Origin of the sequence: Hungatella sp. SL.1.14 (assembly GCF_024460495.1) — a bacterium.
Taxonomy (GTDB): domain Bacteria; phylum Bacillota; class Clostridia; order Lachnospirales; family Lachnospiraceae; genus Hungatella; species Hungatella hathewayi.
The window spans coordinates 39,249-54,927 of sequence record NZ_JANFYJ010000028.1; the positions used below are offsets into that span (position 1 = coordinate 39,249).

7 protein-coding genes are annotated in these 15,679 nt (G+C 49.2%); 5 read left to right on the forward strand and 2 right to left on the reverse strand.

Going from position 1 to position 15,679, the window contains the following annotated elements; genetic code table 11:
• Positions 1-415 precede the first annotated feature (415 nt).
• Complete coding sequence (locus NE473_RS24555) at positions 416-1,516, reverse strand: GntR family transcriptional regulator (RefSeq protein ID WP_055649543.1); 1,101 nt, start codon at positions 1,514-1,516, stop codon at positions 416-418.
• Positions 1,517-1,747: 231 nt separating this feature from the next.
• On the opposite strand from NE473_RS24555, the gene NE473_RS24560 reads away from it, so the two are divergent.
• The 5 genes from NE473_RS24560 to NE473_RS24580 are packed head-to-tail and all read left to right on the forward strand — an operon-like array spanning position 1,748 to position 10,787.
• Entirely contained in the window at positions 1,748-2,647 is a 900-nt protein-coding gene (locus tag NE473_RS24560; RefSeq protein ID WP_055649542.1) for a carbohydrate ABC transporter permease, read from the forward strand.
• Positions 2,648-2,660: 13 nt separating this feature from the next.
• Entirely contained in the window at positions 2,661-3,494 is an 834-nt protein-coding gene (locus tag NE473_RS24565; protein ID WP_055649541.1) for a carbohydrate ABC transporter permease, read from the forward strand.
• Positions 3,495-3,534: 40 nt separating this feature from the next.
• On the forward strand, positions 3,535-4,986 hold the full coding sequence (locus tag NE473_RS24570; protein WP_055649540.1) for an ABC transporter substrate-binding protein: 1,452 nt from the start codon (positions 3,535-3,537) through the stop codon (positions 4,984-4,986).
• Positions 4,987-5,035: 49 nt separating this feature from the next.
• A complete protein-coding gene (locus tag NE473_RS24575; RefSeq protein ID WP_055649539.1) occupies positions 5,036-9,025 on the forward strand; it encodes a glycoside hydrolase family 2 TIM barrel-domain containing protein in 3,990 nt (1,329 codons plus the stop codon).
• Positions 9,018-10,787 carry a glycoside hydrolase family 2 protein gene (locus NE473_RS24580; protein ID WP_055649538.1) on the forward strand — a complete coding sequence of 590 codons (1,770 nt, stop codon included), beginning with the start codon at positions 9,018-9,020 and terminating at the stop codon, positions 10,785-10,787. Before NE473_RS24575 ends, NE473_RS24580 begins: the two co-directional genes overlap by 8 nt.
• A 113-nt stretch (positions 10,788-10,900) precedes the next feature.
• On the opposite strand, the gene NE473_RS24585 is transcribed toward NE473_RS24580, so the two are convergent.
• Positions 10,901-15,442 carry a polysaccharide lyase family 8 super-sandwich domain-containing protein gene (locus NE473_RS24585; RefSeq protein ID WP_055649537.1) on the reverse strand — a complete coding sequence of 1,514 codons (4,542 nt, stop codon included), beginning with the start codon at positions 15,440-15,442 and terminating at the stop codon, positions 10,901-10,903.
• Between the last annotated feature and the right edge of the window lie 237 nt (positions 15,443-15,679).

Below are 15,679 nucleotides of genomic sequence, written 5' to 3' on the forward strand. Positions count from 1 at the left end.
AGTAGAACAAAAGAATAATCATCTTTGTTATATGACGAGAAAGTATAATGAGGAATGAAAGAAAATTTTGAAATACGAAATGATGAACAGATAGTAAGAATGAAAAAGTAAGAGAATAAACGAAAAACATAGATGAGGTAGAAAAGCAACGGAGAGAGGGAAAAATTTCATATAGATCATGTTAGAGAAAGTACCAGGTACAAAAAAACATGAGAGAAAAGAGGTATCAAGTCCAATGGATGAGATAGTGTAGAAACGGGTATCGTATGAATGTCAAATCAAACGGTGCCCGTTTCTATCTGTCTGTGCAGCAGCAATGGGGTAATAAAATAAATTCATAAAAAATCCTTTCCAGTGTTCCGGCAAGAAAGACGGCGGGCTGGAAAGGATTTTTTTGTCCGGAGTGCCGAACGTTTCATTTGGCGGGAGGGGGAACTTTCGTGTCCTGGGGAACAAATGATGCGGGGATGATGATATGGCCGTATTCCTTCTTTCCCTGGATCAGTTGGATTAGTCTAGTTACACACGCCTGGGCGATCAGAGGGATGTCCTGTCTGACATGGGAGATGCGTCGGTCGTCGGGATAATCAAAAGCTGTAATCCGGTAGCGGTCCCACCAGCCGCGGCGGTCCAGAATCCGGGAAATGTATTTCGTGAATTCACGGTTGACACAGAAAAGGCCGTCGATTTCCGGATGACTGTCGAGATATTTTGCCAGAAGTGCCTCTTTTTCGGCGGGGTCCGTGACGGACAGGGGAATCAGACACTGATGTTCCGGAGGCAGAAGTAAACCGCCCTCCTCCAGCGCCGCCTTAAAGCCGGACAGCCGGTCGCTCGTCACCGTATTATGGCTGTCCGGGGACAGAAAAGCCGGCTGGACGATACCCTGGGAGAGGAGATGACGGACGGCAGTTTTTGTAATCTCCTCGTTATCGGTATAGACGCAGCTGCATCGGATTCCTTTTAGATAACGGTCGATGAGCACAAAGGGAAAATCGGTGAGATTCAGCTTTAAGATGTCCTCGTTATACATTTCGTGTTCTGTCGGAAAGATGATGAGACCGCTGACCCCGCGTTCCTTCAGTTTATGAATGGCAGCAGATTCCAACTCCTGATTTTCTCTGGTGATCGTGACCGCAAGAATATAATCGGTGTCATTTAGCTCTTTTTCGATACAGTTGAGAAGCTGCTGATCGATGCTTGTCTTCATAGAGGGCATGATCAGGCCGATGGTTTTTGCTTTCAGGATGGTCCGGTGATTGATGGTACTGTTAAACTCTGCAATCATCTGTAACTGCTCCATGGGGCTTACAAAGGAACCCTTGCCCTTTTGCCTGGTAATATAACCCTTGTCTGCGAGTTCTGCCAGCGCATTCTTGGAGGTGATGTGGCTCACCAGATACTGCTCGGCCAGTTCGCGCTCTGAAGGGATCCGGTCTCCAGGCTGCAGACTGCCGTCATGGATTCTGGATAGAATATCTTCAATGATCTGTTTATAGAGTGGAATGCTGTTCATAATCAGTTACTCCTTACTTAGTATACTATTTACGGATAAGGGGTGAAAGGTATTGCATACCATAATTATAGTTAGATTGGAAAAATAAAGCAAGTATATTGTAAAAAATATCCAAAACAGGCCACGAATACCTGGGAAAATTAGAAGATAATCTATTTTATACTAAGGTTAGTATATTAATTACACTGTCCAAATAGTATAATGAGTCCAGATGAAGGGAAGGTGTTGCAGATGCAAGAGGGAAAGGGCAGGAGACTGAATAAGCCAAAACGGACAGCGGCTTTTGTATTTATCTCTCCGGCAGTTTTATTTTTAGTTGTATTTTCAGTTATACCAATGCTGTATTCGTTTGGAATCAGTTTCTTCCACTATAACACATCCATGAACACAGATACCATACGGTTTATCGGACTGAAAAACTACGTGAGCGTTCTGACGAACAGGCAGTTTCTGGATTCGGCCTGCTGGACATTTATCTTTACGATCTCCGCCGTGGCATTGAATCTGCTGTTCGGTATGACACTGGCTGTGGTTCTCACGACGAATTTTCTCCCCAGGCTGTCGAAAGTGATGAAGACTGTGTTTACGATACCGATGATGATTGCACCGATCGTCATTGCCACTATCTGGAAGCTGATGTTCTCGCCTATTTACGGTGTGCTCAACGGGCTGCTGGTTTCCATGGGGCTTGACCGGGTGGAGTGGCTGTCCGCTGTGATTCCGGCCAGAATCGCGCTTATTATTGTAGAGGTATGGGCTACGACACCGCTTTGCATGCTGATCTTTATGGCTGCATTGAAGACGGTTCCAGAGGAACTTTTAGAGGCGGCGACCATCGATGGTGCGAATTGGAGACAGAAATTTTTCCAGGTGACCATGCCGTTAATTAGGAATTTTACCGTTCTGGTGCTGACCATGCGTTTTATGGATGCTATCCGTATGTTTGATATTGTCTACAACTTAACAAATGGCGGGCCAGGGACATCGACAGAGACGCTGGCGTCTACCATTTACAAGATGGCATTCCGGTATTACAACGTGGGCGAGGGCTCGGCAGGCGCATTTATCTTTTTCGTGCTGATTGTGCTGTTCTCCCTGCTGATTATGAAGCTTACCGGAAAAGAAGAATAGGGGAGGCATAATTATGAAGAAGAAAATAGTAAAGTCCGCGGGACTCCTTATCATTCTGCTTTTGCTGGGTGTGCTCTTTTTCTTTCCGGTCTACTGGACGATTATTACATCGTTTAAGACGAAGGCGCAGGTATTCGTGGAACGGCCTGTTTTATGGATTGATACGCTCTATCTCGATAATTATATTGAGATATTCCGAAAATCCTATGTCGCCACATTCTTCTCCAACAGTATGCTGGTGGCGGTAAGTACCACGGTTATTTCGCTGGCTCTGGCTACCATGGCAGGGTTCGGACTGTCACGGTATCATTTTAAAGGAAATAAAATGATTAAAAACAGTGTGATCGCAGTCCGCATGATTCCGGCTCTGGTGTATACCATACCGTATTATATTATTTACAGTAAAATCCATCTGCTGGATACCATGACAGGACTCATCATGGCATACATATCATTTGCACTGCCGCTGGCGATCTGGCTGTCCATCAGCTTCTTTTATGAAATACCGGACGAGCTGTATGAAGCAGCTGAGATCGACGGGTGCACGGAATACGGGATGTACATGAAGATTGCATTGCCGTTAGTAAAGGCTGGACTCGTGGTAATTGCGATTCTGGTGTTTATCGGTGCATGGAATGAATTCGGCCTTGCACTGGTGCTTCAGTCTTCTGATGCGAAGAAGACGCTGCCCATCGGCATTGCGAGTATGGTACAGACCCATAAGGATACTCCCTCCGGCTCGCTGGCCGCAGCGGGTGTGATCGCGATGATTCCGGCTGTGATTTTATCCATGACGACACAGAAATACATTGTAAAGGGTACGATGGCAGGTGCCGTAAAAGGTTAAGGGAGTAGCAAAAAAGACATATCAAACGAGGAGGAAAGTGATGATGAGAAGGAATGGATTATGGAAACGAGTAGCAACGGCAGCGGCCTGTACGGCAGTTGCAGCGATGGGCCTGACGGGCTGTAAGGTGGCCGTATCTGAGGAAATGCAGACAACTGCGGAGACGACGGCGGTTACGGAAGCGGCTGGGGGGACGGAAGTCCCTGAAAAGAAAACCATCGAAAAGTACGGAAAAACGCTCGATAATATCGATCTGGACGGAACACTTCACGGACAGTATGCAGGGCAGACACTTACGGTTCCGGTCATGTCGGGCGATTTTGAAAAGGCGGTCAGTGATGTGGTTCCGTTGTTTGAGGAATTGTCAGGAGCTAAAGTTGTGGTGGAATCGATCCCGGGTGAGCAGTTTACCGATAAGCTGCAGCTGGATTTAAACAACACAAAGCGTTACGATGTGGTGCTGGCACCTATTGCTTTCCTGCACAGCTTCGCAAAGGCGGACAAGATCGAGCCGCTTGACGCCATGATCAGCCAGTATGCGGGCGAATCCTACGATACTTCAGATTTCCTTCCGGGACTGTATGATACGTATGGAAATTATAACGGCATGCTCTGTGCGATTCCTTATAAGCCTGACGTAGAGCTGTTATTTTACCGAAAGGATTTGTTCGAGGATGAGTCCTTAAAAACGGCCTATCAGGAGAAGTATCAGACAGAGCTTAGAGTGCCGGTAACGAATGAGGAGATGATGCAGGTTGCAGAGTTTTTTACAAAGAGTATCAATCCGGAATCTCCTGTGGACTATGGCTATTCCACTAATATGCTGAAGGGCTGTACCAGACTGCTGTGGATCAACCGCGGCGGCGACGATGTGGACGAGAATTTAAAGCCGAACATGAACAATGAAGCGGGCATTGATGCACTGAACCGTGTACTTAAGCTTCAGGAATATGCTCCGAAGGAGTGGATGCAGATGGGCTGGGATGAGGCCAATCAGTTCTTTGCAAACGGCAATGCCGCAATGATGGAGCAGTGGCCCGGCCTGTGGCTGACATGCCAGTCGGATACTTCTGCAGTTAAGGATAAGATTGGCGTGGCGGTTGCTCCCGGTAAGACCCCTGTTCTCGGAGGATGGGGAGTAGGTATATCAGCAGGAAGCCAAAATAAGGAACTGGCCTGGAAGCTGATTGAATTTATGACCTCAAAGGATGGGGAATTGTTAAAAATTGAAAATACCATGGATCCATGCCGTACTTCCACCTATGAGGTGCCGGGAGTCGCACAGTCCAGCCAGCTGTACGGCGCGCTGATGGAATCCTTCCAGTATGCAAAGACGCTGGCCGACGTGGATGTACCGTATATTTCGTCTAAACTAAACGATGTGATGGAATTCCATATTCAGGAAGCCATGGCGGGAAAGGTAACTCCGGAGGAGGCGCTTGCCAATATGGAACAGGAATTCAACGACGAGATGGCGAAAGTGGAGAATTAAGGCGCCGGAAAGCGGCAGTGAACAAAAAGAAAGGAACGGGGATAGAAGCATGGAAGAAGCTTTCAATAAGGCCGAGTGGAATTTTATGAATATGAACAGCCCGGCAGACTTATTCTGTCATTATCTGGAGGACGGCACGATCTATCTGGAGGAATACGACAGATGCAGAAACGGTCACCTGCTTCTTTCCTCGTTTTTTGTGGACGCGGCTTCCTGTGAGTTTGAGACGGAGATTCTTGATATCCAGGATGGAGCAGGAATTGGCCTTTACTTTGGAGACGGCTGTTTTGACCGGTATATTCTGGCTGTTGTGGGAAATGGAATGATGGAGCTGCGGATCCCGAATGGCGTACCGCTGGGGGATACGTTCCGTTATGACGGACCGAAACGCTGGTTTACAGCCGCGTCCGCACCATTTACCAGAAAAACACCGTTTCGGCTGGGAATCGCATCGTCGGAAGCGGGGTTTTCGGTGACCTGCGACGGTAAGACGGTGATTGGGCATACGGTGATTGCTGTTCCCTGGAGGAAACCGTATGCACGGCTGGCGGTGATGGCGGTTAATGACAGGGGCACATCTCCAAAAGCGGGGACAGCCATGGGTAAATACCGGGTGCAGGGGGTGGAACACGGAGTACGGATGGCGGGGATATGCGTAGACGGCGCAGGACGACCGCTGTCCCAGGTGTGGCTTCATGCAGCCGGTATCCAGGGGCATGACGGACTTACCGATGAAACTGGCTGTTTCGATCTTGGCTGTCTGCCTGTTGGAGAATATGAGATGATTGGCGGGGCAGAGGGAAAGGGATTCTGCCATTTTTTGGTGGAACATGGCATCACTGCATGCTTTGCGTCTGAAGACAGGGAGGGACACGAAACAGAATATGAGACAGAATATGTACTGAAAGGACAGGAAGACGGCGCGTACCGATGGTGTCTGGAGCCGTACTGGCAGCAGGACAGCCGTGAAGCGGTTCCACAGGGGGAGATAACCAATGACTGTTTTTTGACCTCCTTAAATGGAGTGTGGAAATTCTCACTGGATCCGTTGGAGATAGGAGAAAAGGAGAAATGGTATCTGCCGGACAGGCACATATATGAACAGAGAATCCGGATTCCCGGTTCCTGGCAGTCTTTAAGAGCCTTTGGAGAAGAATTTCTGGCCGATGATTATTCTCTGCATCAGGCGTCTGCGTTTCGGTGCAACTGGAGAGAACAGGGACGTACAGCCTGGATGCAGACGACGATTTCCGTGGAAAACGATACGAGGGTTCAGCTGGTGCTGGGGGCGGTATCGGGTATTGCAAAGGTCTGGCTGGAGGAAAAGGAAATTGGCTGTACCGTGGACTTTTATTCGCCCTGCCGTTTCCGGCTGGGACGGCTCAAGGCAGACAGAAGCTATACGCTGACCGTTAAGGTTCTGTATCCGTTTGAAGGAGATCAGTGCTGTTTTGGAAAACAGGGATTCTGGTTTACGGACAGCCCCGGGATCTGGCAGAATGTCTGGCTGGAAGAAGAACGGAAGGTTCGGATCAGCGATATACTGGTGGATAATTACTGCAGAGAGGACAATGGAATCCGTTTCTGCGGAAGAGTGGAGGCGGAGGTAAATCCGGAGATCATGTCCGAGGTGCGTACGATTTCTTCAGAGAGATCAGATACAGAACCGCGGTCATGGAATTTTACGTGGGATACCGAAAGTGATATTCTATACCGCCTGGATTTCGTTTACCTGGCGCCGAAGGGACGCGCGGAGGCAGTACTGGAATTCGGAGAGACTTCACTTCTTATGGAGTTTGACGCGACATACGGCGATGGGTATGACCGCCTGACTGTCTATGCGAGATCCGCTGGAATGTCAGAACGGGCCCGGCTTGTCAATTCGGCAGGATATTTAGAGATTCTTCGTGTTACGGCGGGGCCGGTGGAACTGAATGATACACTGGAACTGAAGCTTCATATTCCACGGGAAGACGTAATGGCAGAAATCGTGGAACCTTTGACAGTTAACAGCCGCGGTATACTGGAGGCATCATTTGAGATCGCTGGAAAGGGGCTTGCGGAGTGGGGACCCGAAGCACCGAACCGATATTTGCTCTCAGCCTCCGTTTATGGAAAAGACGGTTTTCAGGGGACGTATGAGCGATGGACCGCATTCCGCCGTGTGGGACAAAAGACTGTGAAAGACGGAACTGCTTATGTGACAGTGAATGGAAAACCGGTCTATCTACGCGGAGTTTTAGATCAGGGATATAATCCGTGGGGGATCTATACATATCCGTCTTTGACGGGCGGGGAACCGGGGAGTGTTTCCTTTGACGTCAGGGCGGCCGGAGAATGCGGATACAATATGATCCGGATGCATATCAAGGATAATGAGCCGGAATGGTACACGGCCTGTGACCGCGAAGGCATTCTGGTATGGGACGAGATTCCTTCCTGCTTCTATGGAACGTGGAAGGATCCGCTGTGGCGGGGACTGCATTTGCGGCGGATGAAGGCTATGGCGAAGAAACAGAACTATCATTCCAGTGTAGTGATGTGCTCTGTTTTTAATGAGTCATGGGGGATTCTGGGGGACCACGAGCGAAGTCCGTGGGACAACGGTGAGGCCCAGGCATGGATTCGTACTTCCGCACGGATTTATAAAAAGCTGGCGCCGGGAATTCTGGTGGTGGATAACTCCGGGTATGGAAAGACCGGGGAGACGGATATTCTCGATTATCACAGCTATCCCATAGAGTTTGCGGATGCGATGGACTTTTTTGGAAGACTGGAGGAACAGAATTATCCGGGATCGGTGTTTAACTGTTATAACGAAAAAAATCGCCGGTTGATGAAGAAGGACGTGGTGGCTGATCTCCTGCAGAGAAATTGCAGAAATCCGCTGAAAGAGACGGAATTTACGGGAAATGACTGCCAGAGAGGACAACCGGTTATGATCAGTGAGTTTGTGCATACCAATGAGATTGAGCGTCTGGTCCGCATCTGCCGGTTTGCAGGATATGTGCGGATGAATCTGATATCTCAGGAGAACGAGGACACCAGTCCTTTTACCTCTCGGCGTACCAGAAGAGATTTCGGATTTATGCATGGGGATATGACGCCGGCCGGATATGATCAGGCAAATCAGGCGGATTTTATCTTTCTGGCGAGGCCGTGGCTGACGGAAGTGAGGGCAGGAGCACTTGTAAAGGTGCCGGTTTACGCCGGAATCCGGGGAAGAGAGCCAGAAGGCAAAAAGCTTCGCGTATGCTGGAGCCTGGCCGGGGTGGATTATCTGGGACATTGGAAACGGGAACTGGCCGGAGGCGAGGTGACGATGAAAGTCCCATGGCTGGAAACGGGGGATCCGGGGCAAATCGAAGTGAAAATACCGGAAGGGATAAAAGGAGCCTGGCTGTTTGCCTGGATTACAGACGGCGCAGCTACTCTGTGTGAGCATGATGTTCAGTTTGAGGTGGAGGAGGAGGAGACGGAGGAGGAGGAGACGGATCCGGCAGTCTTTTACTGGAATCCGGCGAAACCGGACAGAGAGATGTTTTCCGGTTTTACCGGAAGGCTGGTCACGGATAAACGCCGCGTCTGGTGGGCGTCTGGTTCAGGGCGCGTCACCTGGCATATTCAGGTTCCGGAGAATTTCTGCGGAAGCAGGATATTAAGGCTTGAGATGTCTTCCTGCGAGTGTCTGGAGGGAACCAGACTGACCGATGAGAAGAGGTATCCGTCAGAAGTTCGAATCTACGTACAGGGGAAACTGTGCGGGGAGTTCCTTCTTCCGGATCAGCCATGGGATAAAAGGGCGTTGTTTTCCAATGCCCGGGCGATGGAAGAGGGGAGTGTCTCTTACCGCCGGACCGGGACGTACGGCTACGGATTCCGGTATGATATACCGGTGGAGCTGGAAGAAAATACGGAACTGGTGATCGAAACGGACGATGGAGGCTGTATCATCTATGGAAACCGGATGGGCCGGTATGGGTGTGATCCCATGTTTTTGGACGGGGAAAATGAGATAGAGGAGAATCACAATGATTGACAGAGAAAAAGCAGCCAGCCCAAGGCCGGATTTTTACCGGAGGGGCTTTAGGAGTCTGAATGGAACATGGAAATTCGCATTTGATGATAATAATGACGGAATGAGGGAAGGCTGGCAGAATGGCCATTCCTATGAACGGGAAATCACAGTACCCTTCTGTTACCAGAGCCTAAAAAGCGGAATTGGAGAGACGGAAAGCCATACGTGCCTGTGGTATGAACGGGAATTTACGTGGGAAGAGCAGGCGGAGGATGCCAGACTCTGGCTGAATTTCGGAGCTGTGGATTATGAGGCGGCAGTCTGGATCAATGGACGGTGGGCGGGAAGCCACAGCGGCGGCCATACACCATTTTCTGTGGAAATGACGCCGTTTGTAAGCCGTGTGGAGAAAACTGCCAGAGTTACGGTTATGTGCCGCGACAGTTACGATACAGCCCAGCCCAGGGGAAAACAGCACTGGAATATCGAGACGGACCGGTGCTGGTATACGGCCACCAGCGGAATCTGGCAGAGTGTCTGGATGGAGATCACGGGTCCGCGCCGCATGGAGAATGTCTGGCTGACTCCGCTTCCGGATCAGGGGGAAGTGAAGGTGAAAATCAGCTTTGCGGAACCGGAGATCTGCGGGGCGGTCCGATGGAAGCTGAAATTTGAAGGCAGGAATATCGGAACAGGAACTGTGACAGTAAAGGGAAAACGTCCCGAATTTGTCATAGCCATTCAGCCGGAGGATCCCATAGACAATACGGTACACCTCTGGAGCCCGGATAATCCAAAGCTTTACGATCTGGAACTAGAGTATCTGGAGGAGACGGCGGTCTGCGACCGGGTGGAGACGTATTTTGGCATGCGTTCCATTGAAGTGAAAGGGAATCATGTTCTGCTTAACCACTTTCCACTGTACCAGCGCCTGGTTCTTGACCAGGGATACTGGCCGGACAGCCTCATGACGCCGCCGGATGGCGAGGCACTTTTAAAGGATCTGGAGCTGGTCCGGGCAATGGGCTTTAACGGAGTGCGCAAGCATCAGAAAATCGAAGATCCGGTTTTTCTGTATCTGGCGGATCATCTGGGAATTCTTGTGTGGGAGGAGATGCCCTCCAATTACGAATTCTGCCGGGAAGGCATGGCGGCGCTGCTGCATGAGTACGGAGAGGTGATAGCGAGGGATTACAACCATCCCTGCATCATTACGTGGGTTCCGTTCAATGAGAGCTGGGGAATCCGAAATGTCCTGTTTGATCAGGCGCAGCAGCATTTTGCGGAGACGTTTTACCACTACACAAAGGCGCTGGATCCATATCGTCTTGTCAGCACCAATGATGGCTGGGAAGCTGTAAAAGCCGATTTTGTGGGAATTCATGATTATGAGAGTGACGGAGAAATCCTGGCCGGGAAGTTTGGTGACGTGGCTGAACTGGCGCGCTGGACGGCGGTCGGGAAAATGGTGTTGAGTGAGGGTCACAGCTATGGAGGGGAACCGGTATTTTTATCAGAATTCGGCGGGATCGCTATGGAAGATGGAAAGAAGGAATCCTGGGGATATCATGAGAAGGCAGCAGGGCCGGAAGCATTTGAAGCGCGGTTGAGAAGACTGACCAGTGCAGTGAACGGGATAAACGGCCTGGCAGGCTTCTGTTATACACAGCTCACCGATGTGGAACAGGAGACGAACGGGCTTCTGTATGCAGACAGAACGCCGAAACTGGAGGTGGAACGGATCGCAGCATGTATGGCTGGGAAAGAGAAACAGAACGGGTAATTCGCAGGAAATGAAGAATATAAGAAAAGGACTGCCGCACAGATCTTGCTTTTGTGCAGTGGTCCTTTTCTTACACATATCATTATAGCTGCAGAAATAATTTTGAGGTTCTGTTATTCCGCCATGATGCCATCCGCCCCAAGGTGATATACAATGCCTTTCCATGTCACTGAGATGTTGGCTGCCATTTCCCCATTCCGGGTCAGATAGTACCAATGATCCTTATAAAATACCCAGTCATCAGCCACCATGCTTCCGTCTGGCCTTAAGTAGTACCAGAGTCCTTTATCAAGGATCCATCCGGTCTGCATGTATCCGGCTTCGTTGAAATGATACCAGCTGCCTTTGATCCATTTCCACTGAGCGGCTGGCCATGTTCCGTTGTAATGGTTAAACCACCAGCCGTTTGCATCCTGAATCCATACCCCGTCGGATACGCTTTCACTGGAATTGCCGCTGCTTCCCGATGGCTTTTTATCCGGGACAGGTTCCGGATCTGGTGCAGGTTCTGTGTCTTTTGCCAAAGCAAATCCATAGATGCCGTCGTATTTGGCTTCGAACGTGATGGTACCGTTGCGGTTATCTGTGAAGGACAGTTCCGACGCAGAGATGGCTGCTCTCGCTTTTCCTGCTGAAGTGAAGCTGTACAGTTTTAAAATCCCCTGTTCGCCGGAAGCTAAGGCAGGGGCCTTCATGGTAATGTTCACCGGATAATCATTCAGGCTTAAGATGCTGTCTTTTAAAAGGAGTGCCGGCTTGAATACATGTAAGAGGGTTTCGCCTTCGGATATTGTTTCCTGATAGAAATCCGCGGCCGCTGACTCGTCATGTAAGAGCAGCATGGTGCGAACATCCACGGTGCCGTAAACTGCCTTGACTGTGACGCCTTCTGCCGCTGTATGGACATTTTCTGTCTGGAAACCTGCCGTCAGCGCCGCAATTTTTGCCTTGTCGGCCTCGGATGCGACTGCTTTTTCTGCCTCTGTCAGTTCTCCGTATTTCTTCAAATATTCCTCCACAGCGTCTGCGTTTTCGAAAGTGACTTCATCAACCTTGGAGATGGGAGCCATCACTTCGTTTACGGAATTGATTAATACCAGCTTGGAACCGGCAGTTTCGAGGAGGGAATCAATCAAAGACTTCTGTTCCTCGTTCAGGTTCTCAGTATCAAGATTCTGAAGCCCTTTTATCATGACTTCCACATCGGCTACATCTTCTCTCGTGATATTCTGAAGTTTGTTCTGCCAGTCTGCCAGTTTCTTATCCATACTTTCCAGGACAACGGTGTAGGTTTTTCCTAAATCGCTGGCTCCTTTTATGGTGATGACGGTTCTGCCGTCTTCGGTGGTTACAGTCACGCCTTTATCCATTTCGGCCGGTTCATAGAAGCCGTTTAAGAGAATGACGGTATCCTTGCCGTTTTGGGTTGGGTTGGAAATTCCTGCGGTCACAGTGCCGTCTTCCTTCGCGATGGTCACAGAAGCTGGTGTTTTCGCGGATACTTCCAGCTCTTCACCATCGTATGCAGTCCAGAAATTATAGCCGCTGACTCCGTATGCCGTATTCTCGACAGCCTGTACACTGGAGGTGTTGGCCAGTACCTTTATTTCTGGATTCTCCGCAAATTCAGCCATTTCATCTGCATTTTTGCCGGGCAGCAAAACGTAGCTATAGGTTTCATCCTGCGGGTTGGTTCCGTGGTCTACGGCAAGGCTGATATAGCTTCTGATAATCTCTTTGTCATTTGCACTTCCGGCTGCAATGGCTCCGTTAATATCTTTCCAGTTGCCGGTTCTGGTTTCCTTCAGTACCGTAATCTCGGTTTCTTCCGGGAAATAGTATCCGATGTTCTGCTGTTCTCCGTTATTTCCTTCCAGAAGAGCCCATTTTGCAGGCATGACAGCGGGATTGCCAACCGTAAGCTCAGCTTCGGTTCCGTTTACCCATATGGTATTGGCAGCGTCTTCCATTGCCTTCCGGTTATCTACAATCGTCTCTGTAGCTTTGTTTTCGTTGGAGGTAATCCCGGCTCCCAGAGCGGCTGCGCCGTTGGGGAAGGTGAACCATGATTTTTTCGCTTTCAGTGAGGAGATTCCTCCGTTGGGGAGTTCTCCTTCAAAATCCATTCCTACAGAACCGTACTGATCGAGGACAGAAGATCCGCCTACCCAGTTTTTTGTACTGACGTGGGGGCCCCAGCTGTCATCGGAAGGAATAAATCCTTCTGTGTGGTCTGTGGTGATGCCGGCCAGACGGTGAGGATCGACAGTAGGCCAGTATACGTCCGCATAGTGGGCCTGGTCCCCGTTATATAAGTAGAGGGCGCCGTCGCTCATATGCCAGCCTTTCCTGTTTTCCTTGTTTCCGTACTCGAAGCTGCCGGTTCGTTTGGAATACATGCTGATGCCTAAATCAAAATTTTCACCGTGGTATACAGCCTTGTCCATAGCTCCAAAATTCTTGTGGTATATCTCATCATCTTTGCCTAAAGAATTATCGGTTATAAGATTTTTCATGGCGGTCATGTCGGCGACGGTCATACCGATAAAGAAGTCTTCCTCGTATTCAAGGCCGGCCAGAACTTCAGTGCGGGCAAAGGTGCGGAATGCATCTCTTTCGTCTTCCGGCGCAATGGCTGCCAGGTGGGAGATCGGTTTTAACAGGCCCTTTCCTACGGTGTGTTCATTGGTAGACGGCCTTGCGATGCCTCGCCCTGTTGTCATATCCATCATGGCGCCATCTGCATAGAGAGGTCGGAGGCCGTTCCAGATCCACTGGAAGATGCTGGTCAGTTTATCGGAATCTGCTTTCCATGGACTGTCGGAGGTGATGAAGAGGAGCTTCTCTATGCCTCCCAGCAGCGTGGCGCCGTATCCGCCAGTGTAAGCCAGATTGCCGTGATCAATATAGGAGCCGTCTTCATAATAACCGTTTCCTTCAGACGTAAAGCCCAGGTTTTTTTCCAGAGCGTCCTTCGCCATGTTAAGGGGCAGGGCAGTCTCTCCGATGGAAGCGCGGAGGGCCGATACGAGAGAGGTATCAATTAAGTTTGCCGAATCAAGCGGAAGCCTGTTGCCGCCTGTTGTATGATATCGGTAATTTGGATCTTCATTGAAGTTTTCCAGGGTTTTGGCTTCCCGTTCAATGAATTCCGGGTCAAGATCGTCGTACATCAGAATAACCGTATTGCATAAGCTCTGCGGCATTCCGATAAACCAGTGCCACCAGTTTCCGTAAATGTCCTTTGTTACATCCATGGTGTCATTGTACATGGTCGCGTATACCCATTCCATGGCACCGATGATATCCGCCTTCAAGTCCTCGTCATGGTATAAGCTGCTCCCTTTTGCACTGTAAGCGGTGGCCATCTGTTCAATCCGGGAAAATCCGGTTCCCAGGCCCTCCGTCACATTGGCGGTGGTATTCTGCTTATGGTATGTAAAATCAATGTCATCCCACAGGAAGGCTCTGTCATTCCCGCCCTTTTCCATGGTATCCCAATTCTTCTTAGCTGTCTCGGTCAGATCGGCCATCATGGCTTTGTAGTCTTCGTCATCGGTATCTTCCATGCTGTTTCCGGTGAGACGGTCTCTCCAGTTATCACGGATTACTTTATAATATGGACGCAGACTTCCGTCTTCTACATAAACCTTGCAGATGGATTCGTGAAAAGCATCCGTTGTTGCAACGATCTCAGCAATGCCCATTTTGTGGGCGGTTACAATACCATTTTCATCAACATCGGCAATTTCCGGGTTTTTGCTGTACCACTTAATTTCTTCTTCATAACCATCACTGCAAACGGCTTCCAGCTCCGTGGTTTCCCCAGTGAAGAGCTTGGCTTCTGTTTGATCCAGATTGAGGATGTAGGTTGGGACAACCGATATATCATCCAGATAAACATCTCCCGACATTTGCTCAATGTAAAATTCGACCTGGATTCCAGTTGAACCAGCAGGAGTATTTTGGGTTGTAAAACCATATTGGACCCAACCGTCTGTTGTTCCTTTTTGATTTTCGGTCGAATAATATTCGCCGGAACCAGTGGGCTTCAGCCAGGTTAGTCTGGCATTAAGACCTTTAGAGCCCTCCACGTTTTCCAGCTTCATCCGAAACGTGCAAAGATAATTTATATGAGGGTTTTCTATATTCTTGATGGCGTAGCTGATGCCGAGCCTTGAGGATTTGTTATCGGAATGAATATGCAAATACTTATTCCCTTCCGGTGCTCCTTCCGGATCATTTACTATCTCAAATGTTATTTTTTCTGATCCTGTCGGCTTTGGCCACATGCTCCATCCTTCAGGCATTATTTCATCTGTCCATACTTTTTTCCAGTCTGCATTTGTTGTTATTACTGTTTGCTCAAAACCGCCGTTGGGATGAATGTTGTCTGCTTTTTTCAGGGCATTGCTCAGTGTCGCCTTTTCTGATTTCCCAGCTTCGGACGGAGTTGCCTTTGTTTCGCCATTCCCCCGGTCGGCATTGGACTGACTTGCGGTTCTGACGGAAGTCTTTCCTGAGTCTGCGGCCGCTATCTCTCCGGACTGCAAAGCTGCCATAGCCGGAACTGCAGCCTGTACGACCATGGCAGCGGTCAGAAATAACGCGGCGGCCCTGATTTTGTACTGTTTCCCTTGTTTGTGTTTTTTCATAAACAACCTCCTTTGATATTTTTGCTTCTCCATCTATAAGAGAAGTGATATCTGTATTTCACTAGCATAAGGGAAAAAATACCAGGAGTATATATTTGGATTTTTACTTTTATCGTCAATTTTTATCTTTTTGCCTGTGCCAATAAAAAGCTTTTGTGACGTATTACATAAATATACGATGAAGAAACTGTATTAAGAAATTTGAAACCGTTTGAACAGAGCATTCCTTTTATTATT

What these genes read in the sequence shown, in the direction of transcription:
- NE473_RS24555 (WP_055649543.1), bottom strand. Translation starts at nt 1,516, where the DNA reads ATGAACAGCATTCCACTCTATAAACAGATCATTGAAGATATTCTATCC.
- NE473_RS24560 (WP_055649542.1), top strand. Translation starts at nt 1,748, where the DNA reads ATGCAAGAGGGAAAGGGCAGGAGACTGAATAAGCCAAAACGGACAGCG.
- NE473_RS24565 (WP_055649541.1), top strand. Translation starts at nt 2,661, where the DNA reads ATGAAGAAGAAAATAGTAAAGTCCGCGGGACTCCTTATCATTCTGCTT.
- NE473_RS24570 (WP_055649540.1), top strand. Translation starts at nt 3,535, where the DNA reads ATGATGAGAAGGAATGGATTATGGAAACGAGTAGCAACGGCAGCGGCC.
- NE473_RS24575 (WP_055649539.1), top strand. Translation starts at nt 5,036, where the DNA reads ATGGAAGAAGCTTTCAATAAGGCCGAGTGGAATTTTATGAATATGAAC.
- NE473_RS24580 (WP_055649538.1), top strand. Translation starts at nt 9,018, where the DNA reads ATGATTGACAGAGAAAAAGCAGCCAGCCCAAGGCCGGATTTTTACCGG.
- NE473_RS24585 (WP_055649537.1), bottom strand. Translation starts at nt 15,442, where the DNA reads ATGAAAAAACACAAACAAGGGAAACAGTACAAAATCAGGGCCGCCGCG.